At 43.3% G+C, this 26,892-nt stretch carries 26 protein-coding genes and 1 tRNA gene; 14 read left to right on the top strand and 13 right to left on the bottom strand.

Annotated elements, in window-relative coordinates; genetic code table 11:
* The first annotated feature begins 168 nt into the window (after window positions 1–168).
* Complete coding sequence (gene grpE / locus W293_RS0108170) at window positions 169–774, top strand: nucleotide exchange factor GrpE (protein ID WP_025651967.1); 606 nt, start codon at window positions 169–171, stop codon at window positions 772–774.
* Between the two features lie 275 nt (window positions 775–1,049).
* Window positions 1,050–2,993 carry a molecular chaperone DnaK gene (dnaK, locus tag W293_RS0108165; RefSeq protein ID WP_025651966.1) on the top strand — a complete coding sequence of 648 codons (1,944 nt, stop codon included), beginning with the start codon at window positions 1,050–1,052 and terminating at the stop codon, window positions 2,991–2,993.
* Between the two features lie 145 nt (window positions 2,994–3,138).
* Here dnaK and W293_RS0108160 read toward each other — a convergent pair whose 3' ends face one another.
* Window positions 3,139–3,948, bottom strand: a complete 810-nt coding sequence (locus W293_RS0108160; protein WP_025651965.1) for a methyltransferase domain-containing protein — start codon at window positions 3,946–3,948, stop codon at window positions 3,139–3,141.
* 71 nt (window positions 3,949–4,019) lie between these two features.
* A complete protein-coding gene (locus W293_RS0108155; RefSeq protein WP_025651964.1) occupies window positions 4,020–5,252 on the bottom strand; it encodes an 8-amino-7-oxononanoate synthase in 1,233 nt (410 codons plus the stop codon).
* Between the two features lie 292 nt (window positions 5,253–5,544).
* On the opposite strand from W293_RS0108155, the gene W293_RS0108150 reads away from it, so the two are divergent.
* The 5 genes from W293_RS0108150 (at window position 5,545) to W293_RS0108130 (ending at window position 9,164) form a co-directional block, all read left to right on the top strand.
* Window positions 5,545–6,090 carry a porin family protein gene (locus W293_RS0108150; RefSeq protein ID WP_025651963.1) on the top strand — a complete coding sequence of 182 codons (546 nt, stop codon included), beginning with the start codon at window positions 5,545–5,547 and terminating at the stop codon, window positions 6,088–6,090.
* 146 nt (window positions 6,091–6,236) lie between these two features.
* Complete coding sequence (locus W293_RS0108145) at window positions 6,237–6,791, top strand: porin family protein (protein WP_025651962.1); 555 nt, start codon at window positions 6,237–6,239, stop codon at window positions 6,789–6,791.
* A gap of 207 nt (window positions 6,792–6,998) precedes the next feature.
* Window positions 6,999–7,547: a porin family protein gene (locus W293_RS0108140; protein ID WP_025651961.1), complete on the top strand. Its 549-nt coding sequence runs from the start codon at window positions 6,999–7,001 to the stop codon at window positions 7,545–7,547.
* A 226-nt stretch (window positions 7,548–7,773) separates the two neighbouring features.
* The gene (locus W293_RS16285) at window positions 7,774–8,265 is read left to right on the top strand and encodes an NfeD family protein (protein ID WP_051395162.1); all 492 of its coding nucleotides are present in this window, start codon (window positions 7,774–7,776) and stop codon (window positions 8,263–8,265) included.
* Window positions 8,266–8,303: 38 nt separating this feature from the next.
* Window positions 8,304–9,164, top strand: a complete 861-nt coding sequence (locus W293_RS0108130) for an SPFH domain-containing protein (protein WP_025651960.1) — start codon at window positions 8,304–8,306, stop codon at window positions 9,162–9,164.
* Window positions 9,165–9,290: 126 nt separating this feature from the next.
* Here W293_RS0108130 and hemN read toward each other — a convergent pair whose 3' ends face one another.
* The 3 genes from hemN to W293_RS0108115 all read right to left on the bottom strand — a co-directional run bounded on the left by hemN (window position 9,291) and on the right by W293_RS0108115 (window position 14,755).
* Window positions 9,291–10,832, bottom strand: coding sequence for an oxygen-independent coproporphyrinogen III oxidase (gene hemN / locus W293_RS0108125; RefSeq protein WP_025651959.1), 1,542 nt, complete (start codon window positions 10,830–10,832; stop codon window positions 9,291–9,293).
* A gap of 155 nt (window positions 10,833–10,987) precedes the next feature.
* Window positions 10,988–11,932 carry an arylamine N-acetyltransferase family protein gene (locus tag W293_RS0108120; RefSeq protein WP_025651958.1) on the bottom strand — a complete coding sequence of 315 codons (945 nt, stop codon included), beginning with the start codon at window positions 11,930–11,932 and terminating at the stop codon, window positions 10,988–10,990.
* A gap of 309 nt (window positions 11,933–12,241) precedes the next feature.
* A complete protein-coding gene (locus W293_RS0108115) occupies window positions 12,242–14,755 on the bottom strand; it encodes a penicillin acylase family protein (RefSeq protein WP_025651957.1) in 2,514 nt (837 codons plus the stop codon).
* A 493-nt stretch (window positions 14,756–15,248) separates the two neighbouring features.
* Between W293_RS0108115 and W293_RS0108110 the strand changes: the two genes are divergently transcribed.
* Window positions 15,249–16,826: a YifB family Mg chelatase-like AAA ATPase gene (locus W293_RS0108110; RefSeq protein ID WP_025651956.1), complete on the top strand. Its 1,578-nt coding sequence runs from the start codon at window positions 15,249–15,251 to the stop codon at window positions 16,824–16,826.
* Window positions 16,827–16,853: 27 nt separating this feature from the next.
* On the opposite strand, the gene W293_RS0108105 is transcribed toward W293_RS0108110, so the two are convergent.
* Both W293_RS0108105 and W293_RS0108100 read right to left on the bottom strand, forming a co-directional pair.
* Window positions 16,854–17,531 (bottom strand): phosphoglycolate phosphatase, encoded by a 678-nt coding sequence (locus tag W293_RS0108105; protein ID WP_025651955.1) that lies wholly within the window; start codon window positions 17,529–17,531, stop codon window positions 16,854–16,856.
* Between the two features lie 127 nt (window positions 17,532–17,658).
* Complete coding sequence (locus W293_RS0108100) at window positions 17,659–18,159, bottom strand: DUF4385 domain-containing protein (RefSeq protein WP_025651954.1); 501 nt, start codon at window positions 18,157–18,159, stop codon at window positions 17,659–17,661.
* Between the two features lie 179 nt (window positions 18,160–18,338).
* Between W293_RS0108100 and W293_RS0108095 the strand changes: the two genes are divergently transcribed.
* Window positions 18,339–18,713 carry a hypothetical protein gene (locus W293_RS0108095; RefSeq protein WP_025651953.1) on the top strand — a complete coding sequence of 125 codons (375 nt, stop codon included), beginning with the start codon at window positions 18,339–18,341 and terminating at the stop codon, window positions 18,711–18,713.
* Window positions 18,714–18,874: 161 nt separating this feature from the next.
* Here the strand turns inward: W293_RS0108095 and W293_RS0108090 are convergent.
* Both W293_RS0108090 and W293_RS0108085 read right to left on the bottom strand, forming a co-directional pair.
* Window positions 18,875–18,950, bottom strand: a tRNA-Phe gene (locus W293_RS0108090).
* 111 nt (window positions 18,951–19,061) lie between these two features.
* The gene (locus tag W293_RS0108085) at window positions 19,062–19,484 is read right to left on the bottom strand and encodes a hypothetical protein (RefSeq protein WP_025651952.1); all 423 of its coding nucleotides are present in this window, start codon (window positions 19,482–19,484) and stop codon (window positions 19,062–19,064) included.
* Window positions 19,485–19,840: 356 nt separating this feature from the next.
* Here W293_RS0108085 and hisB point away from each other — a divergent pair, with 356 nt between their 5' ends.
* The 5 genes from hisB (at window position 19,841) to W293_RS0108060 (ending at window position 23,706) form a co-directional block, all read left to right on the top strand.
* A complete protein-coding gene (gene hisB, locus W293_RS0108080) occupies window positions 19,841–20,506 on the top strand; it encodes an imidazoleglycerol-phosphate dehydratase HisB (protein ID WP_025651951.1) in 666 nt (221 codons plus the stop codon).
* Window positions 20,507–21,151 (top strand): imidazole glycerol phosphate synthase subunit HisH, encoded by a 645-nt coding sequence (gene hisH, locus W293_RS0108075; protein WP_025651950.1) that lies wholly within the window; start codon window positions 20,507–20,509, stop codon window positions 21,149–21,151.
* Window positions 21,152–21,293: 142 nt separating this feature from the next.
* Entirely contained in the window at window positions 21,294–21,677 is a 384-nt protein-coding gene (locus W293_RS0108070) for a hypothetical protein (protein WP_025651949.1), read from the top strand.
* 61 nt (window positions 21,678–21,738) lie between these two features.
* A complete protein-coding gene (locus W293_RS0108065) occupies window positions 21,739–22,587 on the top strand; it encodes a hypothetical protein (protein WP_025651948.1) in 849 nt (282 codons plus the stop codon).
* A gap of 207 nt (window positions 22,588–22,794) precedes the next feature.
* On the top strand, window positions 22,795–23,706 hold the full coding sequence (locus W293_RS0108060; protein WP_025651947.1) for a DJ-1/PfpI family protein: 912 nt from the start codon (window positions 22,795–22,797) through the stop codon (window positions 23,704–23,706).
* Between the two features lie 85 nt (window positions 23,707–23,791).
* Here W293_RS0108060 and W293_RS0108055 read toward each other — a convergent pair whose 3' ends face one another.
* From W293_RS0108055 to W293_RS0108040, 4 genes are all read right to left on the bottom strand, one after another.
* Window positions 23,792–25,111 carry a valine--pyruvate transaminase gene (locus tag W293_RS0108055; RefSeq protein WP_025651946.1) on the bottom strand — a complete coding sequence of 440 codons (1,320 nt, stop codon included), beginning with the start codon at window positions 25,109–25,111 and terminating at the stop codon, window positions 23,792–23,794.
* A gap of 267 nt (window positions 25,112–25,378) precedes the next feature.
* Window positions 25,379–25,975: an AIPR family protein gene (locus W293_RS0108050; protein ID WP_025672618.1), complete on the bottom strand. Its 597-nt coding sequence runs from the start codon at window positions 25,973–25,975 to the stop codon at window positions 25,379–25,381.
* A 7-nt stretch (window positions 25,976–25,982) separates the two neighbouring features.
* Window positions 25,983–26,546 carry a transposase gene (locus W293_RS0108045; protein WP_198015433.1) on the bottom strand — a complete coding sequence of 188 codons (564 nt, stop codon included), beginning with the start codon at window positions 26,544–26,546 and terminating at the stop codon, window positions 25,983–25,985.
* Complete coding sequence (locus W293_RS0108040) at window positions 26,521–26,826, bottom strand: IS630 transposase-related protein (RefSeq protein ID WP_025651943.1); 306 nt, start codon at window positions 26,824–26,826, stop codon at window positions 26,521–26,523. Before W293_RS0108040 ends, W293_RS0108045 begins: the two co-directional genes overlap by 26 nt.
* Window positions 26,827–26,892: the final 66 nt, after the last annotated feature.

Here is a 26,892-nt window from a genome sequence, read left to right as displayed (position 1 = left end):
GGCTTGAAATTTATGCTCATCACCTTTATCAAGCAGCTATTGAAGCGCATTTATAAAAAGAATGAACGAAAACAGTTAGGCCATTAATAACAGCACAATGACCAGTGTTTGGTCAGTTTATCGTGCCTTAAAACCAACCTTTATTATTAATAATCCTAAGGAGCTACCATGAGCGAGCAGAATAACAATCACGAATCCCCTGAGCACAATGTGTCGCATGACAATATTGAGCATGCTGAGAGTATTTTAGAAGAAACCATGAAAGAATTTGATCCAAAAAACAACTCAGACGCTGATGCCAATGAGACGATCGAAAATGACATCGATATCGACACCTTTAAAGCGCGTATCGCTGAGTTAGAAGGCGAGGTTAAGCAGGCCAAAGAAGGTACCGCCCGTGCCAATGCTGAAGCCTATAATGCGCAAAAACGTATGGAACAAGAAGCGGATAAAAGTAAAAAATTCGCCTTACAAAAATTTGCCAAAGAGTTGTTAGAAATCGTTGATAACTTAGAGCGTGCTATCGAAAGTGCGAATGCAAATGATCCAGTCGCCGAAGGGGTGCAACTGACTCACAAAGCATTGGTCGCTGTCTTGAATAAAAACGGCGTAGAAGTGGTTGAACCACAAGGTGAAAAGTTCAACGCTGATTTTCATGAAGCGGTAGGCATCGACCCAGACGCTGAAGCGGATACCGTCGGTACAGTACTGCAAAAAGGTTATAGCTTGAATGGCCGCCTCTTGCGTCCTGCGATGGTTCGTGTCGGTCAATAGGACTTAACACTTGATTTTAAATGGTTAAACCTTACTTAAATTAAGGGTTTTGACAAAAAATCACACAAAAGACTGTGTTTGCGTGGTTATTGACTTGAAAAAATGTACGGTCAAACCGATATAAAGCAACAAGTGACCGGCTATGGTCTGATATGCAAAGGTTTGATATGTAAAGTTCCGTATGGTTCATACAGCATGGCTGAATAAGTGCAGGCAACCCATACGGTTAGCAATACAAACATTTATATTTAAAAACAAATTAGGAGCAATTGATTATGGGTAAAGTAATTGGTATTGATTTAGGTACAACCAACTCATGTGTGGCAGTGATGGAAGGTGACAAGGTTAAAGTCATCGAAAATGCTGAAGGTACTCGTACTACACCATCGATCGTCGCCTATAAGGATGACGAAATTCTCGTTGGTCAGTCAGCCAAGCGTCAAGCCGTCACCAACCCAAACAATACTTTGTTTGCGATTAAGCGTCTGATTGGTCGTCGTTTTGATGACAAAGTCGTGCAAAAAGACATCGGCATGGTGCCTTACAAAATCGCCAAAGCAGACAACGGTGATGCATGGGTAGAAGTCAACGGCAAAAAACTAGCGCCACCACAGGTTTCTGCTGAAATCTTGAAAAAAATGAAAAAAACAGCTGAAGACTATCTTGGTGAAAGCGTGACTGAAGCAGTAGTAACGGTACCGGCTTACTTCAATGATTCACAGCGTCAAGCAACCAAAGATGCGGGTAAAATTGCTGGTCTTGATGTAAAACGTATCATCAACGAGCCAACAGCAGCGGCCCTTGCTTATGGCATGGACAAAAAGCAAGGCGACAGTACGGTTGCTGTATATGACTTAGGTGGTGGTACTTTTGACGTATCAATCATCGAAATCGCTGATGTCGATGGCGAGCAGCAGTTTGAAGTACTAGCAACCAACGGTGATACTTTCCTTGGTGGTGAAGACTTTGACTCAGCATTGATTGATTACTTAGTAGACGAGTTCAAAAAAGACCAAGACGTTAACCTAAAAGGTGACTCTCTTGCGATGCAGCGTCTAAAAGAAGCCGCAGAAAAAGCGAAAATTGAATTATCAAGTGCTCAAAGCACGGAAGTAAACTTGCCGTATATCACTGCTGATAGCAGTGGTCCTAAGCATTTGGTCGTGACTATCAGCCGCTCAAAACTTGAGAGCTTAACGGAAGCGCTAGTACAACGTACCATGGGTCCTTGTAAGATTGCCCTTGAAGATGCTGGTCTAAAAATCGGCGATGTCGATGACGTCATCTTAGTTGGTGGTCAGACTCGTATGCCATTAGTACAACAAAAAGTACAAGAGTTCTTCGGTCAAGAGCCACGTAAAGATGTGAACCCTGACGAAGCAGTCGCTGCTGGTGCGGCCATTCAAGGTGCGGTATTGTCTGGTGACAAAACTGATGTCCTATTGCTTGACGTAACGCCATTGACCCTTGGTATCGAAACAATGGGTGGTGTGATGACGCCAGTGATCGAGAAAAACACCATGATTCCTACTAAGAAATCACAGGTATTCTCAACCGCTGAAGACAACCAGCCAGCAGTAACCATTCAGGTGTATCAAGGTGAGCGTAAAATCGCCAACCAAAACAAACAGCTTGGTCGTTTTGACTTGACGGACATTCCACCTGCGCCACGTGGTCTACCGCAAATCGAAGTCACCTTTGACATCAACGCTGACGGTATCATGAACATCTCAGCAACGGACAAAGGTACTGGTAAAGCACAAAGTATCCAGATCAAAGCGGATTCTGGCTTGTCGGATGAAGAAGTTGAACAAATGGTTCGTGATGCAGAAGCCAACGCGGCTGAAGATGAGAAGTTCGCTAACCTAGCGCAAGTACGTAACGAAGCAGATGGTCGTATCCATGCGGTACAAAAAGCACTAAAAGAAGCTGCAGATAAAGTCACTGATGAAGAAAAGTCAACAGTAGAGACGGCTATCACTGAGCTTGAAGCAGCGGCAAAAGAAGACGACCATGATGACATCAAAGCCAAGCTTGAAGCGTTAGACAATGCTTTCTTGCCAGTCAGTCAGAAGATTTATGCTGATGCAGGCGCTGGCGCCGAAGGTATGGATCCAAGCCAGTTCCAACAAGGTGCTGACGGTGCAGCAGATAGCAGCCAAGCCGACGATGACGTAGTCGATGCTGAGTTCACTGAAGTAGACGAAGATAAAAAATAATACGGCTACTAACTAGTTAGATTAAAAAACGCATCCTTCGGGGTGCGTTTTTTTATGGCTATAATTTCTGTTTGTAGGGTCTGTTGAACATTCAAATATCCGCAATACCGTCGCGTTTTTAGGATATTTTGACTATATAGCTGATTTAGGGTTTAAACGCAATCACGGTCAGTACTTCATACGTCAAATTGACGCAAGGCTGGCCACCTTCGTTTTGTGCAGAAAAATGCTGCCAATAATCTGACTCAAACTGTTGCAGACGTGCCTTTGTCCACATAAAGGGCTGGGTACTGTTTGATTGTACTTGTGTCTGGCTGGTCGACACACCTGTTAGCTTCATATGTTTTAAGACAGCGTAGGGATTAGCAAAAGGTAAATCAATGCGCTGAGTCGCTAGTTCGATATTTTCAAAACCTGCATTGACCAGTGCCAATTGCCACTCAGTGCTGTCGGGGTAGTACAGCCCTTGACCAGTCAGTGTCTTTATTTGCAAAAAATTATTGGGCGTAAAGGTGCTGAAGAGTAGTTGACCTGAAGTCTGTAGACGGTGTGCTGATTGCGTGACAAAATTCAACGGATTATCAAACCACTGCACTGCATTGGCACTGACTATCAAGCTATGCTTTCCTTCTAGCTCCATGGTCTCAGCATCACCAATCATGATTTCAGCTGTTGGTAAAATCGATTGCAAGGTAGCTGCTTGTTCAGCGCATAATTCATTGATCAGCCAATGCTGACTTTGAACATGTTCAGCCAGTAGTCGTGTCATTTGACCGGTACCCGCACCGACTTCTAATACACTGCTTTGTTTGGTATGAGCAATGTTTTCTAGTAAATACTGACAGACTGTCTGCTGAATACTGGCATGCTGGTCATAGTCGCTGGCACTGGCAAAATGGCGAGCGATGATTTGTTTCCTAGCACTGAGGTCATTAGGTATGTCGAGTGTTTTCATACGGCTTATTACATCCAAGTAAGTCCATTATCGGTCGATAGTAGGACTGACATCTCGGTTAGATGACAGACTTATAATTGTTCTATCAACTGCTCGCAGTCTTCGTTGGTTAGTTTGGCATTCATGACCAAGCGAATACGAGCGGTGTTCGCAGGAACGGTAGGTGGTCTGATGGGCAGCGCGTAAAACCCTGCTGCTTGTAATTGTTGCGCTTTGGCAATAGCACGTCCATTATCGCCCAGTATATAGGGGATAATGGGTGAGTCGTAGCGGATATGTTGAGTGATTGGCGAGGTGTGATGTCGTTGTGCAATGGCTTGACTGAGCTTTACAGAGATCTGAGCCAAGTGGGCACGTTGGTCAATGAGGTTTGGCATTTTTGCTAAAATAAAGCGCGTCCAGGCGTGATTGATGGGCGGTAGGGCGGTGCTAAAAATCAGCGGACGCATGGTGTTAATGAGCCATTGCTTGACGATGTCATCGCACATGATATAAGCGCCAACTGACGCAAACGCTTTACCAAAGGTACCGACCAAATAATCAATATCCGCCAACGTCTGTGTTTCTTCTGCGAGCCCCAATCCGGTATCTCCTAAGACACCAATGGCATGTGCCTCATCGACATACAACTCAATGCGGCTGTCTGCGGCTTTTAGTTGTACCAATTGCTGTAAGTCGGCACGGTCACCATCCATACTAAATATACTCTCGGTGACAATGATGATGCGTTCAACCGTCTCGTCTGCTTGTTCAATAAACTTGGCTAAATGCTCGTAATCGTTATGACGGTAACGACGATAGGTGACAAGTTTACTTTGGCTCAAGCGCATCCCATCGATAATGCTGGCATGCACTAGCTTGTCAGCCAAAATGAGTGTTTTGACTGGCAAAGTTGTTAATGCTGGCAAGATACCTAGGTTGGCGTGATAGCCACTATTTAAGACCAGCACCGACTTTGAATCGGTCAAACTCTGTTTTTCTATGGCGCTTTGATACCAATTTTGCAGTTCTTCTTCTAGGGCTTCTAACTGTATGTCGTTGCCTGTCAGTAGGCGTGAGGAGGTGGCACTCATTTTAGGTCGCTTCACCACTGGTAACTGTTGTATCTGCTCAAGGAACTCAGTTTGCAGCTCAGTATCACCACCCAAGCCTAAGTAGTCGTTACTGGCAATGTTCAGCAGTGTCTTGCCTTGGCTGACGACATAGCGCCCTTGATGTTCTAGGCTTGGCAAACAACGATATTGCTGCTGGGACTTCAAATGGATCAATGATTCGTGCAGCTGCGCCACTATAGAACTTGCCATATTGAAATATTCCTTCTTTTATTTTTGGCTTTTTGGCATGAATAGAGTGCTTGATGAGTAGGAAGTATTGCACAAATTGGCTGCTTGTAACAAAAAGTTTCATATCTAAGCCTTTGTAACCCACACACTGATAAACACTTTCAAATCTTAACTTTCGTACCATTAAACACTGACAGAGTGTCTGAAATAGTTTGTTACTATGTATTCATCGTTAGCAAACAAGGCGATATGGCTAAAAACGCCCACTATAAATAAATAACTTGTTTGTCCACATAAGTTGAAGGAGCTAATAATGAAAACTCTACAAAAAACTCTATTTGCACTAGCAGCTGGTTCTTTATTAACGGTCAGTGCACAAGCAGCCGTTTCTTATGGCAACGGTTATACTGGTCAACCGTATGTAGGTGTTAAAGTCGGTCAGTTTGACTTAGACGTTGACAATGCTGATGACCCAACTGCTTATGGTGTATACGGTGGTTATAACTTCGATCCTAACTTTGGTATTGAAGCAGAATATATCGGCTCAGATGATGCTGATTACCGCAATGGCGACCTTGATGCCAAGACTTACGGCGCATACGGTACTTACCGTTATCAGTTTCCAAACACAGGCCTCTATGCCAAAGGTAAACTCGGTGTCGCCAAAACTGAAGTAGAAGGTGACTATACTGCTGGTCCAGTGAGAGTGTCAAACTCTACAAGTGACACAGGTATCGCTGGCGGTGTCGGTCTAGGCTACTCAGTAAACCCTGACTTCGGTATCGAAGCTGAATACGCGATGATGGACAGCGATGTTGATGCCAAGTTGCTAACCGTTGGTGCACATCTAAAGTTCTAATTCACAAAGTTTAAAGTTATAAAGTTTTAAGCCATCGGGCAGATGGCTGATTCATTATAAAAATAAGAGATAGCTATTCTTATGGTCGTCTCTTACCATCACAATCCATATAAAAGCAATTAATAAAAAAATCTTAGGAGAATACAATGAAAATTCTACAAAAAACATTACTCGCACTAGCCGCTGGTTCTTTAGTAAGCATGGGTGCACAAGCCGCCGTCTCTTATGGCAATGGTTATACTGGTCAACCATACGTAGGTGTTAAAGTCGGTCAGTTTGACCTAGACGTCGATGGCGCTGATGATCCAACCGCTTATGGTGTGTACGGTGGGTACAACTTTGATCCTAACTTCGGTATCGAAGCAGAGTATGTCGGCTCAGATGACGCTGACTACCGTGGCGGTGATATCGATGCTAAAAGCTACGGTGCGTACGGTACTTACCGTTACCAGTTCCCAAATACGGGCCTATATGCCAAAGGTAAATTAGGGGTTGCTAAAACTGAGATAGAGGGTGACTTTACCCGCAATGTTGGTAACACTGAAATCAGAACTGAGACTTACTCAGAAAGTGATACGAGTCTTGCTGGTGGTGTCGGTCTTGGTTATTCAGTCAACCCTAACTTTAGCGTAGAAGCTGAATATGATAAGTTAGGTAGCGATGCAGATCTTATGACAGTTGGTGCACATCTAAAATTCTAAATACTTGCTAGTCAATTATAGAATAAAAAACGATCGCTTTGGCGGTCGTTTTTTTTGTACGAAAAAAATACGGTTGAAGTCACTAAAAAAGAATGCATTAAAAATAATCTTCTGCTAGAATCGCGAATTCAACAATAGTTCAGCTCACTTATGTGCTCTGTTATGTCCACTCAGGCTACATTTTAGTTTTATTTAATAGGAAGACAGATGAATACTTTACAAAAAGCTTTGATCGCATTATCAGTTGGTTCTTTAATGAGTATTAGTGCGCAAGCAGCCATCAACTATGCTGGTCAGCCATACGCTGGCGTAAAAGTTGGTCAGTTCTTGGTAGATGCTGATGATCTAGACGATCCTACTGCTTATGGAGTTTATGCTGGTTATAACTTTGATTCTAACTTTGGTGCTGAAATTGAGTATGTAGGCTCTAATGACGCTGATGTAGATACAGGTGTGAGTGGTATTAAAGGTGAATATGACCTTAAAACTTATGGTGCTTATGGTACTTACCGTTATCAATTCCCTAATACTGATATATACGCCAAAGGTAAACTAGGGTTTGCTAAAGCTGAGATTGATGTCTCTCTAAGCGACGCTTTTGGAAACTCTGATAGCGATAGTGATAGTGATAGTGGTGTCGCTGGTGGTATTGGTTTGGGTTATAACTTCAACCCTAACATGAGCATTGAAGCTGAATATGATTATGTTGCTGAAGATGTTACGCTATTAACTATTGGTGCAAATTATAAATTCTAGTATAAATCTATAATTTTAACTTTGATATTTATAGAGTTGAATCAGTTAAACAAAAAAACGATCACATATGTGGTCGTTTTTTTTGTATCAGGCTTTCATGAATACTTATTGAGCTTTTGTTTCTACTCAGGGAAGCGGTAGCAGTATATTAATGATTTTTAAGGCATTATCACGCTAGAAATGTGCTACATTGAAAGCTAGAATGACAAAGACAGGGAATATATCAATGATGGAGACTCTCTGGATGATTGAACCGTGGCATTGGCTGGTATTGGGTTTTGTGCTGCTGATTGTTGAGATGTTCGTTCCGACATTTGCCAGCCTTTGGTTTGGCGCTGCTGCCATCATTGTCGCAGCACTGTCGTGGCTATTACCCATTTCGTTAACTATCCAGATTGTGATTTGGCTGATACTTTCTGCGGTGTTTTTATTGGCATGGTTTAAATTTATTAAACCTCTGTCAGTGGATCGTACCAAAGCGGGATTGGGTGGCAGCGTTATTATCGGTGAGACCGGTATGATTATCGTGCCACCGCAGCCTGAGAGAGCGGGCATGGTACGGTTTAGTGTGCCTATCGTTGGGGCCGCTGAATGGATGTGCCGCACGCAAGGAGAACAAGTGGCCGTCGGTGATCGGGTAATCGTGACCGATATCGTTGGTAATGAATTGGTTGTCAGTAGTATGAAGTCGCAGGCAGCGATACCTAAGAGTATGTAAATATAATAATTAAGCAAATATAATGATAGAGGTGGAATATGGAAAGTTTCAGTATTGTCATGATCGTTTTGATCGCGCTGGTGATGTTTACCGTATTTAAAGGCGTGCGGATCGTACCGCAGGGTTATAAGTGGGTCGTGCAGCGCCTCGGTAAATATAGTCAAACGCTAGAACCTGGGCTAAACCTCATTATTCCTTACGTTGATGATGTCGCTTATAAAGTGACCACCAAAGACATCGTGCTCGACATTCCCTCACAAGAAGTGATTACCCGTGATAACGTGGTTATTATCGCGAACGCTGTCGCTTATATTAATATCGTGCGCCCTGATAAAGCGGTATATGGTATCGAAGATTATGAATATGGTATTCGTAATTTGGTGCAGACGTCTTTGCGTTCCATCATCGGTGAGATGGATTTGGATAGTGCATTATCTAGCCGTGATGAAATCAAAACCAAGCTAAAGCATGCCATCTCAGAAGATATTGCAGATTGGGGTATTACCCTAAAAACCGTAGAGATTCAAGATATTAACCCATCGCAAACCATGCAAGCGTCAATGGAAGAGCAAGCGGCGGCAGAGCGCCTACGTCGTGCGACAGTGACCCGTGCTGATGGTCAAAAGCAAGCCGCTATCCTAGAGGCAGACGGTCGCCTAGAAGCCTCACGCCGTGATGCTGAAGCGCAGGTAGTGTTGGCAAAAGGGTCAGAGGAGTCGATTCGTTTGATTACTGCAGCAATGGGCACAGAAGAGATGCCAATTGTCTATTTACTCGGTGAGCAATATATCAAGTCGATTCGTCAGTTAGCTGAATCTGACAATGCAAAAATGGTGGTATTACCGGCTGACATCCTCAGTACAGTCAAAGGGATGGTAGGCGATAAGCTTAAGGTTTAGTGCTTAAATTATGAATCATATCATTCAAACTTAAGCTTGGTAGTTAACAGCCTTTATGCTAAACCAAAAAAAGACCTCGCTTGAGGTCTTTTTTATTGCTCATAATCAACTCAAGAACCAGTCTAGTTAGATAACTTTAGAAAAGCGATTTTGCTGCTTATTTGTCAGATACTCATCAAACACCATCGCGACGTTGCGACCAAGCAGGCGACCTTTTGGTAAGACTCGAATTCCAGCAGCATCCATATCGACGAGCTTATCGTCTTGCATCTCACCCAATTGCTGAATCTCATCAATGAAGTAAGTAATCGCATCGATACCGAATTTCTGATTCACGTCTTTAAAGTCGATATAGTCATGACAGAGTAGCTTCATAATCACATATTCACGCAAGCGATCTTTAATCGATGTCTTGATAACTTTTACTGCTGGCATGACAGCAAGATTGCTTTTTGCCGCATCGATATTGGCTTGATATGCTTGTAAGTCTGTCTCATTTTGCAAAATGTAACGGGTATTGGCGTTGGCAATTTGACTGATGGATGAGACGCCAAAGCCTATCAAGTCGCAGTCACCCATGATGGTGTAGCCTTGAAAGTTACGATGTAGGTTGCCCTCGCGCTGCGCTATGGCTAACTCGTCATCAGGCTTAGCAAAGTGATCAATACCGATATATTGATAGCCCGCCTCGGTCAGCGTATTGATGGTATTGCCGAGCATCGCAAGCTTAGCCGCCGGCTCTGGCAGGTCTGCTTCTTTGATTTGACGCTGGGCCTTAAAGCGTTCTGGCAGATGCGCGTAGTTAAAGACTGACAGACGATCTGGTGACATCTCGATGATGCGGCGTACGGTTTTATCCAAGGTCGCAGGCGTTTGATGCGGTAGGCCATAAATCAGATCCACATTGATAGAATGAAAACCAAGCTCGCGCGCTTCAGTGAGCACATTTTCGATCATTTCTGCCGAATGCATGCGATTGACGGCGATTTGTACCGTTTCGTCCAAGTCTTGCACCCCTAAGCTGATGCGATTAAAACCAAGATTGCGTAGCGTTTTTAAGGTGTCATCACCCAGCTCGCGCGGGTCAATTTCAATAGAATAGTCGCCTTCATCTTCAGGTAAGAATTCAAATTGGGTCTGCAAAAACGCCCACAGTTGACTCATCTCTTCATCACGTAAAAATGTCGGCGTACCACCACCTAAGTGCAGCTGCTTAACGAGTGGTTTACTGCTGCCCTCTGGCGTGGTCAATAAGCGCCGTTTGTGCTTAATTTCCGCGATGAGATATTGCAGATAATCGCCGGAGTCGCTGTTTTTTTTAGTGATAATTTTATTGCAAGCACAGTAATAGCAAAGATGGCGACAGAATGGAATATGAAAATAGAGCGATAATGGCGCGCGCGCTTCACGATTCTGCAGAATTTTTATTTCTAAGTCATCAGGGATTGGGGAGAACTCTAAAGCAGTCGGATAAGAGGTGTAACGAGGCCCTGAACGATTGTATTTATTAATAATCGCTTCATCAAATGCAGGTAGCTGCTTGGTCATAATACTGCCGCGCGTACTGGCATAAGGGTTGTCTGGCTGCATAACAGGGCGTGTGGTCGTCGGCTGCTCTCCGGCACGATTATAAGGTTGCTCAGTGTTTGGTTCGGTATATTCTGTCATGCGGCATTCCTCGTGTTGACCATATATATTGCTGTTTATTTATCACAAAGTGCACAGCCATATTTATGTCTAAATAGATAGACGCTAGTATAGCAAATCCTTGTGAACAGTAGGGTGTTTGACCCTTGTTAATCTTCTTAAGATTTCGTTGTTGTCTATTCATTGTTTTCTAAAAAGACCGTTAGTTTCTGCCGCTCACTGGCTGTTAACTCGTCAGCGATATCTATCAAAAATACCTGTTTTAGCTGCATTAATACTTCGTCTACGCTTGTCAAAATGCTACTTTTACTGGGTTTGCCCACTTGATGTCGCTGATATTTATGGTTCAATAGAGTATGCCTTACGCCGTCATTATCAAGCCTTGAAGCCATAAGTCTGCGTTTAAAAGGGGAGTTAGGGTAAGTGGAGATATACCAACTGCCGACCACCATATCCATTTTAATTTGTGGTAATAAGTCAAAGACGTAGAGCATCTGCCATTCTGACTTAACCTCACAACATAAGAGGTAGCGTTCATAGTTTACTTGGGCATGTGGCAATATGGGATTTTCGATTTGATTTTCAAAACTGTTGTCTTTGATGATTTTATAACGACCATGCGGTGTGGTTTGTATCTGCGAAGCATTTTGACTGTCGTTATTTTTTTGATTAGTGTCTTCTTGGTTATAAGTGAACAGCAACGGCGCGCTGGGCACTAAGCCACCATAACCCACATCAACCAAATAGTTTTGGCCATCGATGCTCACCATAATGGCCATGTGCGTGCGAGCATTGTGTCTCTCAAGCTGATTGTCGATGGTCACTGCCCCAGTAATGATTCTCGCCTCATAACCCAAGTGGCGCAGCAGCGCCAAAAATAAGCCATTAAGCTCATAACAGTATCCGCCAGCACGGCGCTCAATGAGCTTGTCATAGATTGAGCGGTCTTCTAAATCAACGGGTCGGTCTACAAGGGTGGTTAAACTTTGAAACGGAAACTGGGTTAAATGCGTAAGCTGTAGGCGTTTTAGGTGTTCTAAGTCGGGTATGATTGGCTGATCAATCTCTGATGCTGTAAACCCAAGTTGTTGCAGATAATGGCTGTAATTAATATTGGTCATAAATAATCCTAGCGTAGTTTCTTTTAAGGAATATCTTCATTTAGATGGCTACAGTGAATGAAAAGTAATATCGATACATCAGGCACTGCTGACATCCATTTTTCTTGCTTGCTGTGCCTGTGTAGACAGAGGCTACAAAAAATTGATATCAGCAATACCGTCGCGTTTTTAGGATGTTTTGACTATATATTTAGATGATTATAGATTGAACTGAAAACATACCCCCGAATAATATTAGCAAAAAACCCCAGAATTTATCTGAGGTCTTGTGTATACGTTTACCGATAGTTACTGCAAATGATCCTCAGATTATTCTCTTAATTCAATCTTATCACCAACTGCTTGCGCGGATATCTCGCCAGCACTAAAGGGGACACGAATCCAATCTTTGGCAGAGTAGCGACGCGTCTGATCACGGTGATAAGGCCGCGTGCTATCTGCTGATTGTGAGTACGCTAATAACGCTTCTACGATCGGTCCTTTGTCATCAAAGGTCACTGTCTGCATATAGGTGGGGCCATTAATAATGGGGCCGTAAGTACCGTCACTGTTTGTTGTGGTTGTCGTCTTAACGCCATTTCTAATGATTTCTCTACCTCGAGACTGTGCGACATTGAAAGCCCCTTCACGACCAAGTCCGCCATGCATAGAGATTTTTTCGTTACTCTTACCGGCATCAATCACGTACTGCAAATCAGCCAAACTTGCATCGAGGGCTATGTTTTTGCTAGTAAAGTAAGCAATCGCATCACCCAAAGCGGTACGCGTATTGTCATTAATGATGAGATCACGTGGCGTATTGACGGGGTCGTTGACGTCGAATTTGACCTCAAATGCGGTGTCAGTGGTTTCGATGAAGTTGACATTGTTCCAGAACTCTCTAAAGACGTGTGCACCTTTGCTATCAAGGTTGTCACGGCGGTCCCAGTTGCTTAAAACCGTACAGGCTTGCGTGGCATCGATACTGCCGCCACTGGATAGCGGTAACATAGCGTTGTCATTACAATCTGCCAATACATCATCGAGTACCAGCTCCGCCACGTAGCTACGGTTGCCATAGACGACTTCTTGCATATTTTCTAGATTAAAAGTATTGCCGCCAAGCTCGTCTTTATTGCTTAGTCGATCCAATATTTGAGTAAGTCCCATGCGAGTACGCATCAGTAGGGGAACGCCATCTACGGGATTAGGCCCTAAGAAAGGTACTAAACGCCGACGTAATAATGGCGAGAATCCGGTCAATGGCTCCTCAGGATTGCTCAACCAGTAGCTGTCATTTGAGTTTTCGACATAGTCATCACGAATCAAAAATGGCAAGTTTGAACGACCAAAAATACCCGCTTGTGGCGAGTCCGCATCAGTGCCCCATTCGCAGGCAGCATCGCTACCGTTTAGTGCTGGCAAGTCTGCTGCGACCAAAGCCCCAAGGAAAGGCCCTGCATTGGCACTACAGGCTTCTAGCTGCTCTTTAGTCACATGCGGCACGGTTGAGATATCGGCATAGAGCGCCTTGCCGTAACGGTCAGTCGCGATGGTATTGACGAACCCAAGACCAAGGGTGTCCTGCATTCTATCGACCAGATCTTCTACACTAGTGGCTTGGTTCATACTGCGCCATTGATTTAACGCACGTGGATTTTCTGAAGCGGCATCGCGAATCGTATAAGCCAGATTGTTAGCGCCCCACGTTGGCAAAAGATCACTAAGGGTATTGGCCGCTAGCATAGGTCCATATTGTGATAAGTATATGGGTCGAACTAGGGTCTGATCATCAGGGAGCTGGATGGTCACATCAACGGCTTCAATATCACGCTGCTCAAGGGTACCATCACTGTTTTTATAGATATACTTCATCGGATCACCAGCCACCAGATTGAGCTGGTAAAGGGTGAAGCGTTTGGCGGTAGAGACGGTATGGCTCCACGCGACGTCCTTATTAAAACCAATATTAGGGAAGGGTTGACCTTGCTGACCGACCCCCATCACGTCAAGCTTGCCTGGCATTGTTAAATGAAACTCATAAAACCGCTGAACGCCTTCCCATGGCTCATGAGGATTGCCATACATTACACCACTGTCAGTGCCGGTGACCTCGCTACCAAAGGCATAAGCATTACTACCACCATCCATCACATTAATCGTCGTCATATCGAATTTTGGCGTGGATTCTACGACTGGATCTATGTTAGCGCTACGCATTCTAGAGCTGCCCATTACGCTATTTTCTACCGGCGGTGTCGCGGCCACAATCGCGCCGACGAAGTTAGAAAGCCCACCGCGTAGATTGGCTTTGCCATAAAGTGTGAGCAGATCATTGATATCGATTTCGCGTACCCACTCGACACCAGCACAATCGGGATCAATATTGTCAACGCCTGTATCACGCAGATAGCGACTATAACCTGCCGCATAGCCTGTTACAGCATCGATAACCTCTGGATCTTGCGCCGCTAAAAAACTGCTGCGCCTCTCTGGAGAGTTATACCAGGTATAAAATACATCGCTGGCCATATTGCCTTCATCGCCCAAATACAGCATGCTCTGACCACTGGCCACTACGATTTCATGTGCGAGCGAGCAGATATTATCTTCAGCGAAAGCATAGCCGACACCATAACCCAGCCCCTTATAATCCTTGGCAGTAATATGGGGGATACCAAACTGGGTACGCTGAATATCGGCCTCATATGTCGCGGCAGGGGTATCGATATCGTCATCGTTAAAGCTATTGTCATTATCCGAGCAGCCGAATAACGCTAAGGACACGGCCATTGTGAGTAGCGTGAGCGTGGGCGCTCGCTGATTTCTAATCAACATATTCATTGTTTTCACCATCCATGGTTAGTTTTTACGATTTAAGGCGCTGATAATCCATTTATCTAGCCTGCTTTAAACGCTCAATAAATTGCTATTGTTGCTTTTAGTGTACAAATACTCACTAATCATATACCCAAAAGAAAATACTTTGCTAGTCAGTTAACAAAATTATTTGTCAGACAAAAATAAAAGTTAATAATTATTTTATTCTTTCAAATCATGGTGTTAATCATTAAAAACTTAATAGGTAACATTTATTAAAAGATGAGGGCGTGAAGTAGTTGGCTAATATCTCGATATTATCTGCGCTGTTTTCCTTGTTTGACTGTAATTTACCTCCTTTTTATCACTATTTTTAAAATGAGGGCACGGTCTAGGATGCGTACTAGAAAATAGACGTTTAGCAGCAATCAAGCCATTCGAATGATAAAAAACACGACATTTGCGCGTTGATAAATAATGCTCTATTATCAATAGCTCCCTGTATCAGGAAACGCTGATGTCGTTTGCCCAAGTCTATACCCGTTCAGTCGTCGGTTTGCATGCGCCAAAAGTCATTATTGAGGTGCATTTGTCACAAGGCTTGCCCGCATTGACCATCGTCGGTCTGCCAGAAGCTGCTGTGCGCGAGAGTAAAGATAGAGTGCGCTCAGCGATTCTTAATTCTGGATTTCAGTTTCCCAATCGTCGCCTGACGATTAATCTAGCACCAGCAGACCTGCCAAAAGATGGCGCACGGCTGGATTTGCCTATTGCTATTGGCATCTTGGCAGCCAGCGATCAGTTGGATCCAGAGGTACTAGCAGGGTTTGAGTTTATCGGTGAGCTTGCATTAAATGGAAATTTGCGGCAAGTCACTGGCAGCTTGGCCGTTGCTAGAGCCATAAAGGCGGAAGTGTTGGCGTCCAAAGTATTACAGACAGCAGATAATGATGAATCAGAATTGACGGAGCAGGATAAAGAACCACAAACGCCGCAGTTAATCGTGCCGCTCGATAATGGTACTGAAGCTAGCCGTGTCGAGGGTGTAGAGATATTGGCAGCGGATAGTCTAAAAGCCGTTTGCGATCATCTGCAATCTTTGACCAATCCAAATGCTACTTATGAGCGCTTAGCGATTGTACCGCCAGCTGCGATAGAAAAACACACGGGTTATAAAGTGGACTTGGCTGATGTCAAAGGCCAACATCATGCGAGGCGAGCCTTAGAGATTGCCGCTGCTGGTGGACATTCGCTGTTGTTTACAGGCCCTCCCGGTTCAGGTAAGACGTTGATGGCCTCGCGGCTACCGACTATTTTGCCAGATTTGAGTGCTGAGGATGCGTTAGAAGTTGCTAGCACCTATTCGGTCGCAGACAGTGATTATGATTATGGGACAAGGCCATTTCGCCAAGTTCATCACACCATATCAGCTGTGGCTTTGGTCGGTGGTGGCTCACGTCCCAAACCGGGTGAGATTACCCTTGCCAATAAAGGCGTGTTATTCCTTGACGAATTACCGGAGTTTGATCGTACTGTGTTGGAGGTGCTGCGCCAACCATTAGAGGCGAAGCAAATTACCATCAGTCGTGCCAACTCGCAGATGACCTTTCCAGCCAACTTTCAATTGGTGGCAGCGATGAACCCGTGCCCATGTGGCTATGATGGTGACGGCTCAGCAAGATGTCGTTGTCGTCCCGAGCAGATTAAGCGCTATCAAGATAAGCTATCAGGCCCATTACTCGATCGCATTGATTTGCATATTACTGTGCCGGCGCTACCTATCGCCGACTTGCAAAATGCTCAAGCGGGTGAAACCTCCGAGCAAGTGCGAATTCGGGTCGCTGCCGCCCACAAACATCAATTAAAGCGGCAAAAAAAGGTCAATAATGAGCTAAGTCCTAGCGAGATTGATCAATATATTCAACTAGGAGAGGGCGAGCAGCAGTTATTGCAGTTGGCTCAGCAACGCTTGAATTTATCTGCTCGTGGTTATCATCGAGTTTTGCGCGTTGCTCGTACCATCGCAGACCTCGCTGACAGTACCGATATCACTAGCGCACATGTGTCTGAAGCATTGAGCTATCGTAGTAAGTAGCTGGCGTGATGTTCAGTAATTTATCATTTATCCTTGTAAAAGATAATCAACCAGTGTGGCAAAGTCATCAAACGCTGCGGTAGGATTGAGCTCACGAATATCCTGCCCATAGTTATAACCATAAGACAGTCCAAGAGTGTCCATATTAGCGTTTTGTCCTGCCAATATATCGTTTCTTGAGTCACCAATCATGACTGCTTGTGCTGGAGTTACATCTAAAGCGTCGCAAACATGCAGTAGCGGCGCGGGGTCTGGTTTTTTAACAGCTAGACTATCACCGCCCAGCACTTCAGCAAACAAATCCTGCCAGCCAAAGGATTGTAATATTTTGGGAACAAAGCGAATCGGCTTGTTGGTCACTAATGCCAACGTATAGCCTGCATCTTTCAGCTTCTTTAGTCCGCTATCGACATATGGGTAGGCAACAGTTTTGCTACCGCTAATATTATTGTAAGCCTCAAAAAATACCTGCTCGGCATGATCAGCTTCCTCGACCGTCAACTCACCTTCTAACACCTCTACCTTACCCACCATCGCGCGCTCGACCAGCATTCTTGAGCCATTGCCGACCCAATTACGTATGCTGTCAATAGGGTAGGTCTCTTTGCCGAGCGTGGTCAGCATCGCATTGGTCGCATCAGCCAAATCTGGTACGCTATCGATTAAAGTGCCGTCGAAATCAAAAATTAAAAGTTGCTTATCCATTATTCCTCACTATTGAAAGTCGTTATATTTATTATGTTTGGTATATCGTGCCATACCTTAGCACAGTAGTGTTTTGAGACCAGTCAATTTAGTTATTTACTGTTCTTAATATCATAAACATCAGCAGTCACTCGATATCTTTGTAGCGTTCACGATGCTCTTTTTTCATTTTTAGATAATCTTTGTTCTCGCGGCACTCATCCCATTTTTGTTTAAAAATACGCGCGGACTCTGCTTTAATCGGATCTTCCTCTTGCCGTGGTAGCTCTGCACGACCATGTGCGCCGCTTTGGCCTTTTTTATCATCAGGTACTGGGCCTTTATATTTTTTACCGCCTTTATGATTGGCATAGCGACGGGCGCGGGTATAACCCATTTGGATAAATTTGCGCGCCATATCGGCACCGACAAAGTCATCGGCAGCCAGATAATCTAAAAACATTTGATAAATTGTCTCGCTGCTTTCAGTTGCAATATCAGGCGTGGCGAAGCGCCAGTGCGGCAGTATCTCAGACTTATAAGGCTCTACCAATAATACGCCTTGCTCACCGCGACCGACGCGATACAGCTCAGGCTGCGCCCGCAAGTCTAGGTTTTTATAATCCAAATCATAATCAAACTCTCTCATCGCTTATCCCTATTAGCATTTATCTGTCTTATTTAGCATTATCATTGCTATCGAGTATACTGAGCACTGCCGTCTAAAAAACAGCACAGAAATGTTATGCAACCGTGACAGTAAGCGTTTAGCATAAGTAGCATAGCGAACAGAATCAATCATTGAGCAGGTTTGAGTAGGTTAAGGTCATGACAGTTAATAAAAATATCCTAAATAAAATCAGCTTAGCTGGCGCGACTTTTGCGATGTCGTTAAAAAGTATCTTTATGATATCAGCGCTGCTGCTCATAAGTGTGCTAAGCACCAATGCCGCCCATAGCGCATGGTTTGAGCGTTTGATTCCACAAGGTGAGACCTATACGGTACGGGAGATAGATCGTGATTTGGCATTCGTCATTGATGGTTTTATCTATGATGCGCGTACGTCTTGTTTTTTAGCCGTGGGCGATCGGGTGGTGTTTTTTGAAGGCCGTCACGGTATTGATTACCGTGCGACCATTTATGACTTGGATTCACGCGAGCGTTGTAATCTGCTATTACGTGGTCGACTGTATCAAGAGTAGCGTTTACTTATAGTTATCAATATATCGATTTCATTCTTATTTCATTCTTATTTCATTCTTAAAGCCTTATTATGGATTGGCTATATAAAAGGCTATAAAAATTAAGCATAAAAAAAGCCCCAAACATTGCTGTTCAGGGCTTTTTAGAATGCTTAAACGAATGGTGGCTCGAGGCAGGTTCGAACTGCCGACACACGGATTTTCAATCCGTTGCTCTACCGACTGAGCTATCGAGCCGTCTTCGTTGAGGCGCTATTAAACTAAATATAGACGTTACTGTCAAGTGATTTTTGCATAATAGGCGATAAAAAGGCATAAATAGTCAAATATAAGGTTTTAACCTTAAGATTAATCCTTAACGCGCAGTAGCTCATACTCGCTCATAATACGATGAATATCCGCATCAACAGGGACGAATTCACGCACGCCTTTTTTTACTTCGGCATCATAAACCAGTTTAATAAACTTGGCATCGATAGCACGACCACGATTTTGGCTATGAACAGTAAGATATTGCAAGCGCTTGGCATTGGTCTGTCCATCGTCAAAGCAGGCAACAGCAGCGATAGGCTTATCATTGAACATACCGACGTAAAGCGTTTGACCACGCTTAAAACCCTGCTCAACGATACTTAATACCTCGAGACCACTTGGCTGGTTATCATCGCTGTCATACAAATCATGCAAGCGCTCCGAGAGTTCATTCTCACGTGCAGGTTTTTTGATAAGTGGCGCATCCAAACGGTTGATGGCAATCGCTTCTAAGGGCATAATCGGTTCCTATAATGTGAGACAGCACAATGTCATGGAGTGTAGGGCCGTAGAGTATGGGTTCTCAGAGTCGGCGCGAGTAATGATTGATAAAACTGAATCCACTATTTTAGCAGAATGACACGATTTTGTGCGTGGTTTACTGCTCGGTCGTGGCAGGAGTGGTTAGGGTTTGCTATGATGAGCATGGGCAGCATTTTATATGCATGAAACCAAGTAATTCAGTGTTGTACGTCGACGCTAACCGTATTTTATCTTAGATTTTTCGTTAGTAGCTGATGCAGCTGTGAATGATCATTTATTAAGCACTTTTTCGTCCTATTTTATTGACCGCTTTTCATTAATAGAGAGTAGCCATGACCGCCAATTCAACAACGACAGCCAATACAACTGGGCAAAACCAATCTTCAAATGTAAACCTACACGGTCACCCTGAACGTATCGCCACCGTTGAGCGTATTACTGCAGAGACGCAAGTTACCTGTACCGTTAATCTTGATGGTACGGGTCAAGGCACTGTAGACACTGGCGTGCCATTCTTGGATCATATGATTGATCAAATCAAGCGTCACGGTTTGTTTGACTTAGATATTAAATGTACCGGCGATACCTTTATCGATGATCATCATAGTGTAGAAGATACGGGTATCACGCTTGGTCAAGCCTTTAATAAAGCTTTAGGCGATAAGAAGGGCATTCGTCGTTATGGGCATTTTTATGCGCCACTCGATGAAGCCTTGACGCGTGCAGTCGTTGATCTATCAGGTCGTCCGGGTTTGCATATGGACATTCCTTTTACTCGCTCACACGTGGGCAAATTCGATGTGGATCTATTTAGCGAATTCTTCTACGGCTTCGTCAATCACTCGTGGATGACGGTGCATTTAGACAACCTCAAAGGTAAAAATAGCCATCACCAGATTGAATCAACCTTTAAAGCCTTTGCTCGTGCGCTACGTATGGCTTGCGAATATGATGAGCGCGCTTTGAATACCTTGCCGTCGACCAAAGAGGCGTTCTAGATGAGTAGAGCTACAAAGATTGCACTATTAGACTACGGTATGGGTAATTTGCACTCTGTCAGTAAAGCACTGTCGAGCGTTGGCGCAGAAGTCTCTATCACTAATGACCCAAAAATCGCAGCGGTGGCGGACAAAATAGTCTTCCCCGGTGTCGGTGCCATGCGCGACTGTATCGCTGGCATGCATGAAGCAGGCATTGATGAGGTTGTACGTCAGGCGATATTCAACAAGCCTGTCATGGCCATCTGCGTCGGTATGCAGGCGTTATTTGAGCAGTCATCTGAGAATGGTGGTACAGATTGCCTTGGTATTTTAAAAGGTAGCGTAGAAGCGTTTGACCCGACGTGGCAAGACGAACAAGGTGCGACTATTAAAGTCCCGCATATGGGTTGGAATACCATCAGCGGTATGGATGTTGATCATCCATTGTGGCATGGTATCGAGGACAACGCCCATTTTTACTTCGTGCACAGCTATTACTGTGCGCCTGCCGACAGCTCACAAGTGGCGTCTATCTGTGATTATGGTCAACCGTTTTGTGCCAGTATTATTCAAGACAATTTATTTGCGACCCAGTTCCATCCAGAGAAAAGCCACATTGCAGGTTTGCAACTGCTCAAAAACTTCGTCGAATGGAATATTTAGAGAGACGCTAAACGTGAAATGAATATTTATTTTAGTATGAGGGTAGATTATCAATTGTATAATCTGCCTTTTTTATGTTCAGTTATAAATTTTTAGCTATACTCTCAGTTATTTTCTACTTGCTTATATTTGGAATACTCTAGTGGATTTCACCACCTTTAAAATCGATATTATTGAAGTAACCGGACTGGCTAAAGATGCTCTGCATATCTATGTCGGTGTCGGCGTCTATCTTTTGTGTCTGCTTGTGCTGCTGCCTATTATTAAAAAGCAAGGTATTAAGTCCTTTATAGCTTTAATCGTCGTCACGGGTATTGCTTTATTGGGTGAGTATTTAGACAACCGCCATATCATTAGACCGAGAGGGCTTTTTGCATTAGGAATGGTAGACATCAAGGCAAGTCTCCATGATTTGATCAATACTTGCCTGATACCTTACGTGCTTTATGGGTTGAATAAATGGACTAAGATTTTTCGTCCCACCGCACCTGCGCCAACCGTTAGATTATTAAAAAAACGATCTTAGCTGATTACCATAAAAATAAGGTAAATTAATGCGGTTGTTTTTCAAACCTAAAAGAGGCGCTATGACCATGTTTATCTCCACAAAGTTTCAGTCTTACGCTGCTAACCTTCTTCTGGTAGTAACCGCTTTGCTACTTAGCTTTGGCAGTTACCATTCGGCAATGGCTGCTCAGAATGTCATTAAATCGACAAACCCCTCCATTAAAAAACCATCAGCCCACGCAACACCTGTACCTGTCAAATTACTTGATACTAATGAGTTAAATCGAATAACGCATTTGTCAGTAGGCAAAAAAGATCAACTTTTTCCAGCTGGCAAAGTACTCAATGACTATCTTAAAATTGAATTAATAGATAAAGCCTTTTTTGAGAAAAAACGTCCGCTCGCTGTCGATTATCTATCACATAAAAACGCGATTAAAAAACAAGATGGCGTCATATCCATTCAACTGGTTAAGGACTCTTTGAAACTAGTAGATATCGATAGTGACGATGATGGCGAAACGTATAGATATATCGGCCAAATAGATGCCTTAGATCAGCATCTGGTTGAAGTACTGCGTTGGGAGAGTCAGAACTATCAAATGTTTGATCAAGTTGAAGGGTTCTTAACTCAAGAGTTTTCAGCTTATCCTTATCTCTCACCAAATAAACGCTATATCATCTCAGCTTACGCTAACCCATATGAGGGTCATACCGATCTCGGACTCTATAAAGTTAAAGGCAGAGAGATCATCCCTGTTATGAGTGCAGGCTTTAAAAATTGGATGCCTATCACTGATCCTGCTGATATATTTTGGGCGAGAGACGGCTATTTATATGTAGCGGTGACTCATAGCGCTAGTGCCATGCAGATAGGCGGTCGCGTCAATGCACAGACGCAGTATATTAGGATAAAAGTTGATTTATAGAGTGGTTAGTTGTTACATAGAAAACTCTGCAACTTAACAACCGACCCCTTACAAAGCTTACGAAACATAAAAACTCTCCTCTATTTAACGCCTTTTTAGTTTGTTACCTTACATTTAGACAAAAGCTGAATCGATATGCCTATCGGTTCTATCGATTGAGCTATCCACAACTACAAATAATAAAAAACCTATCAAAAAGGAGTCACTATGAATATCCAAGACCTATTAGATAAAGCTAAAGATACGTTGGGTTTAGAACCAATACAAATTGAGGAAGGAGTTTATATTCCCTCCGTATCCTCGCTCAAGATAGCAGCACCGAGCAAAACTAACTATGATAATACCGATTATGACACACCTTATACGGGTGATAAAAAAATCATGATGGTCTGCACTGAGCAGCAGTACATGACCATGACCAATGATAAAAAATTCGAGACAGGCAATCATCCAGTCGAGATGATGGTACCTTTACTGCATTTTAAAAAAGCGGGCTTTGAAGTAGACGTATTTACCCCAACTGGTGAGTCAGTAAAGGTTGAGCAGTGGGCCATGCCAGAGGATGACGAAAACGTTAAAGAAATCTATAGCGAGTATGAGTCCAAGCTCAATAATCCAAAAAGTATTGCTGACTTTGTCAAAAATGACATGGCTAAAAGTGACGACTACGCCGCTATCTTCATTCCCGGCGGTCACGGCGCGATGCTAGGCTTACCTGAAGATTATAATCTTGGTGAACTGTTACGTTGGGGTCACGAAAAGGATTTATTTACCTTAGCCATCTGTCATGGACCAGCTGCTCTACTAGCAGCTAATTTAGAAAGTCCTGATAGCTCAAACCAAGTCGATAACGCTAACAAAGACTTTATCTTTAAAGGTTACGAAATGGTTGCGTTCCCAACTATAATGGATAAGCAAATGCCAAAAATTGGTTATCTGCCGGGACCTATGCCTTGGTATTTCGGTGAAAAATTAGAGGATTTGGGTGTCACGATTAGCAATAAGCTCGCCTCAGGGCAGACGCATCAGGATAGAAAGCTGATTTCAGGTGATGGGCCATTGGCGGCTAATGAGTTTGGTAAAATCAGTGCCAAGGCTTTATTGAAAGAGCTAGGCTAGATTGTTCTCAAATATATATATAGCGCAAAAAAACGGACTACTTAATAGTCCGTTTTTTTACTTTAAAATAAGACGCTCAAACTATTCACTTAGCCTCGTCATATAACCCACGAACCACCTCACCAATCACCGCAATGCCATCAATCAAAGTCTGCTCATCGGCGGCAATACTCATACGAATACACTCATGTGCATGTTTATAATCGCTGATATCGACACCAGGGAAGAAGTACTCACTCGGCACGATAAGCGTACCTTTTTCTTTGAGAGTCTCATAAAGCTCAGAGGTGCTAATCGGCAAATCCTTGAACCATAACCACAGAAATATCGCGCCTTCTGGCTTATGAATCACTAGCGGATAATCGCCCAACGCTTCTTTTAATAGCTTCACTGCTGTCTTAGCTTGCTGCTGATAAAAAGGCTTGATCACGTCATCGGAGAGTTGCTTGATACGATCATCCGCTACTAGTGGCGTCGCAATCGCCGCGCCAAAACGTGTCGGTGCTAAATTCACCACCGCATTCATGGCGCTGACCGCTTCGATCACTTCGCTATCGGCGACGATAATACCGGTACGCATACCGGGCAGGCCAATCTTAGATAAGCTAAAGCACAGTATCGTATTATGATCCCAATTGAGATGCGCGTCTGAATAAATGATATTAGGGAAGGGCATACCGTAGGCATTATCGATAATCAGTGGTATCTCGTAACGCTTGGCAATCTGAGCTAACCGCGCCATTTCCTCATCGGTCAGTACGTTACCCGTTGGATTGGTCGGACGCGAGCAGCAAATCGCGCCAATACGACCTTCCTTGAGCGCGGGCAAGTTCTCTAACGCTTCAAAATCCACCCGATATTTAAAAAATCCGTCCTCGCCATCATGAGTCACTTCGTCGATATGTGGCAATACTGCGGCAAAATGCTGACCTTCGACATGCACATCGCTATAGCCAATATATTCAGGCGTTAGCGGTAGTAGGATAGATTTGTCTATAGATTCGCTCTGTTCGTCAGCGAAAGCACCACCAAACAAGTTAAACAAATAGAAAAAGGCATTTTGCGAACCATTGGTCAAAGCGATATTTTCTGCGGTCAAATTCCAATCATAATGACGATTAAAAAAGCTGACCAAAGCCTCGATAAAAGCCGCATCGCCCTGCGGATTAGAATAATTCGCCATACTGATGATTGAGGTGCTATTCGCTTCGCCTGTATCATTATCATTGCCAAGCTCTCGATAAGTCTGCAAAAACAGCTCATTCACCGCCTCAATCTTGGCAGGATTACCGCCGCCTAACATATTGACTGGCTGATCGCTTTTTAGCGCATCGCCCAAGTCATCCATCAATTGCGAGATACCAGTGGGCTGGGTAAATTTCTGACCGAACTTTGAGAATTTCATAAGAGTACCGTGGGGCTAATGAGGGGTAGGAGTTATTTGTGTGCAAAGTGGCGCTATTATAGCAAATGCGGGGTACGCGTATAAGCGTAATAAAAAAACGCCCGCCAAATCAATAGCGAGCGTTTCGGATTTGCTGTTTTAGGGGCTTGGGGTTTTGGAGCCAAGATACCAATTCAATCAGTGCTGAAAAGCCTTGTTACTGAAAAGTTCTTTAAGATAATTAAAAACTTAATCTAAATGAATTAGAATGCGCAATTTCTAACATATTTATTTAAATTTGTTATTTAACTGTTCTAGCAGATAATCAGTAAACTCTTTACTTTTTGCAATGTTGATTAGATTTTTCTCTGAATTGGCTAGTAAGTAATTATCAATGCTATTAGCTAGAAAATTTATTGCTTCTTCGAAAATATTTTGAGTAATCAGAGATAGATCAATAATAGATATATCTTCAAAAGAAACGTTTGTCTTCTTAAAATAAATTCTAGAAATTATCATACCTAAGTGTAATTTAAAATTCGATGTTTTACTCTTCTCTTTACTATCAGAATGCTTTAGCCAATAACTATGCCCTTTCTTATATATAAGACAGCAGTTGAACATCGGTTTAAAATCCTTCTTAGGATCAAATATTTTATTATAATTAGCTTCCGTTTTTAACAAAGAGGTTGGACGCGATCTAGCTGTATGTGGATCGTTATAAGCAATAGATTGAACCGCTTGAGCTGTTAGTTGAATACTAAATATTTTCGTCGCTGGTTTCCCTTGATTTTTATAGTAGTTTTTCCGTCTATCATAATAATAGCCTTCATTTAAGAAAAATAATTCCAAATGTCTTTGTACGGGTTCTGTTGCACGTAACAAAGTATAGTCACTGCACTACAAAAGAGTTATGTTTTGGATGAATATCATAAAACAATTTAGATAAGTCATTTTCCATCCAACCTTGGCGTAAAAACTTCACTTGAGCCCACTTTTTCTCGATGGGATTTAAGTCAGGACTATAAGGAGGTAAGAATAATAGCCTGTGACCATGCCTGTTAAGCAGCTTTTGAACGCGCTTATGAAAGGCTGCATTATCCATAACGATTACACATTTTCTCTTAAGCTTTGGTATCAGCGTGAACTTGCACCAGTGATAGAAAATCTTTTTATTAATGTTGGTCTTTAAGCAATTGAGTGCAAACAGCGTTTTGCCATATAGTGCACCAATGACGTTGGTTCGATCTTTGGCTTGCCAATTGTAACTGCCAATGCAGGGGCTACCAATGGGTGCATAACCACAAGGACGCATCGTTTCACTCTCAAACCCACTTTCGTCCATATAGACAATAGCAAAGCCTTGAGCAATGTAGTGGTTAAGCTTGGCTAGATAAGTCGCTCTTTTCACAGGACAGGCTTTGGGATGCTCAAGTGTCTTTTTTTTTGCTAACACCAATACGCTTTAAGGCTTTACTGATGCCTGTTGGGCTACAATCAAAACGCTGTGCTCGCTCATAGTGATAATCGTCAGGGTGGTCTTTGACATCTTGAGCTAAGGCTTCATCCTCTATTTTGTAGGGCTTAATATATCGAGTGGTTTTACTATGAAGACGCTTTTTCCACTTCTGGATAGTCGTTGGACTGATATCATAGAAAACAGCAGCTTCAGCAAAGGTCATGCCCTCATCTAAGCTTTTTAAGACTTGTTTGCGAAAATCTAGGGAGTAAGTCATGGTTATTTATTGTGGTAATCGTTTAGTTGATTTATTTTATAACATTTTTGTGGTCAGGTGACTATA

It is taken from the genome of Psychrobacter sp. TB67, from assembly GCF_000511065.1.
In the GTDB taxonomy this organism is placed as follows: domain Bacteria; phylum Pseudomonadota; class Gammaproteobacteria; order Pseudomonadales; family Moraxellaceae; genus Psychrobacter; species Psychrobacter okhotskensis.
The sequence above is the reverse complement of the archived record's forward strand: the minus strand, read 5'-3'. Positions and strand labels throughout refer to the sequence as shown.

Bases quoted from the DNA above. Each gene is read 5' to 3' on its own strand.
- W293_RS0108145 (WP_025651962.1), top strand. From the start codon at position 6,237: ATGAAAATTCTACAAAAAACATTACTCGCACTAGCCGCTGGTTCTTTA.
- W293_RS0108105 (WP_025651955.1), bottom strand. From the start codon at position 17,531: ATGGATAAGCAACTTTTAATTTTTGATTTCGACGGCACTTTAATCGAT.
- W293_RS0108120 (WP_025651958.1), bottom strand. From the start codon at position 11,932: ATGACCAATATTAATTACAGCCATTATCTGCAACAACTTGGGTTTACA.
- W293_RS0108100 (WP_025651954.1), bottom strand. From the start codon at position 18,159: ATGAGAGAGTTTGATTATGATTTGGATTATAAAAACCTAGACTTGCGG.
- W293_RS0108140 (WP_025651961.1), top strand. From the start codon at position 6,999: ATGAATACTTTACAAAAAGCTTTGATCGCATTATCAGTTGGTTCTTTA.
- W293_RS0108060 (WP_025651947.1), top strand. From the start codon at position 22,795: ATGAATATCCAAGACCTATTAGATAAAGCTAAAGATACGTTGGGTTTA.
- dnaK (WP_025651966.1), top strand. From the start codon at position 1,050: ATGGGTAAAGTAATTGGTATTGATTTAGGTACAACCAACTCATGTGTG.
- W293_RS0108160 (WP_025651965.1), bottom strand. From the start codon at position 3,948: ATGAAAACACTCGACATACCTAATGACCTCAGTGCTAGGAAACAAATC.
- W293_RS0108085 (WP_025651952.1), bottom strand. From the start codon at position 19,484: ATGCCCTTAGAAGCGATTGCCATCAACCGTTTGGATGCGCCACTTATC.
- W293_RS0108055 (WP_025651946.1), bottom strand. From the start codon at position 25,111: ATGAAATTCTCAAAGTTCGGTCAGAAATTTACCCAGCCCACTGGTATC.
- W293_RS0108040 (WP_025651943.1), bottom strand. From the start codon at position 26,826: ATGACTTACTCCCTAGATTTTCGCAAACAAGTCTTAAAAAGCTTAGAT.
- grpE (WP_025651967.1), top strand. From the start codon at position 169: ATGAGCGAGCAGAATAACAATCACGAATCCCCTGAGCACAATGTGTCG.
- hemN (WP_025651959.1), bottom strand. From the start codon at position 10,832: ATGACAGAATATACCGAACCAAACACTGAGCAACCTTATAATCGTGCC.
- hisH (WP_025651950.1), top strand. From the start codon at position 20,507: ATGAGTAGAGCTACAAAGATTGCACTATTAGACTACGGTATGGGTAAT.
- W293_RS0108110 (WP_025651956.1), top strand. From the start codon at position 15,249: ATGTCGTTTGCCCAAGTCTATACCCGTTCAGTCGTCGGTTTGCATGCG.
- W293_RS0108155 (WP_025651964.1), bottom strand. From the start codon at position 5,252: ATGGCAAGTTCTATAGTGGCGCAGCTGCACGAATCATTGATCCATTTG.
- W293_RS0108130 (WP_025651960.1), top strand. From the start codon at position 8,304: ATGGAAAGTTTCAGTATTGTCATGATCGTTTTGATCGCGCTGGTGATG.
- hisB (WP_025651951.1), top strand. From the start codon at position 19,841: ATGACCGCCAATTCAACAACGACAGCCAATACAACTGGGCAAAACCAA.
- W293_RS0108095 (WP_025651953.1), top strand. From the start codon at position 18,339: ATGACAGTTAATAAAAATATCCTAAATAAAATCAGCTTAGCTGGCGCG.
- W293_RS0108115 (WP_025651957.1), bottom strand. From the start codon at position 14,755: ATGAATATGTTGATTAGAAATCAGCGAGCGCCCACGCTCACGCTACTC.
- W293_RS0108065 (WP_025651948.1), top strand. From the start codon at position 21,739: ATGACCATGTTTATCTCCACAAAGTTTCAGTCTTACGCTGCTAACCTT.
- W293_RS0108150 (WP_025651963.1), top strand. From the start codon at position 5,545: ATGAAAACTCTACAAAAAACTCTATTTGCACTAGCAGCTGGTTCTTTA.
- W293_RS16285 (WP_051395162.1), top strand. From the start codon at position 7,774: ATGATGGAGACTCTCTGGATGATTGAACCGTGGCATTGGCTGGTATTG.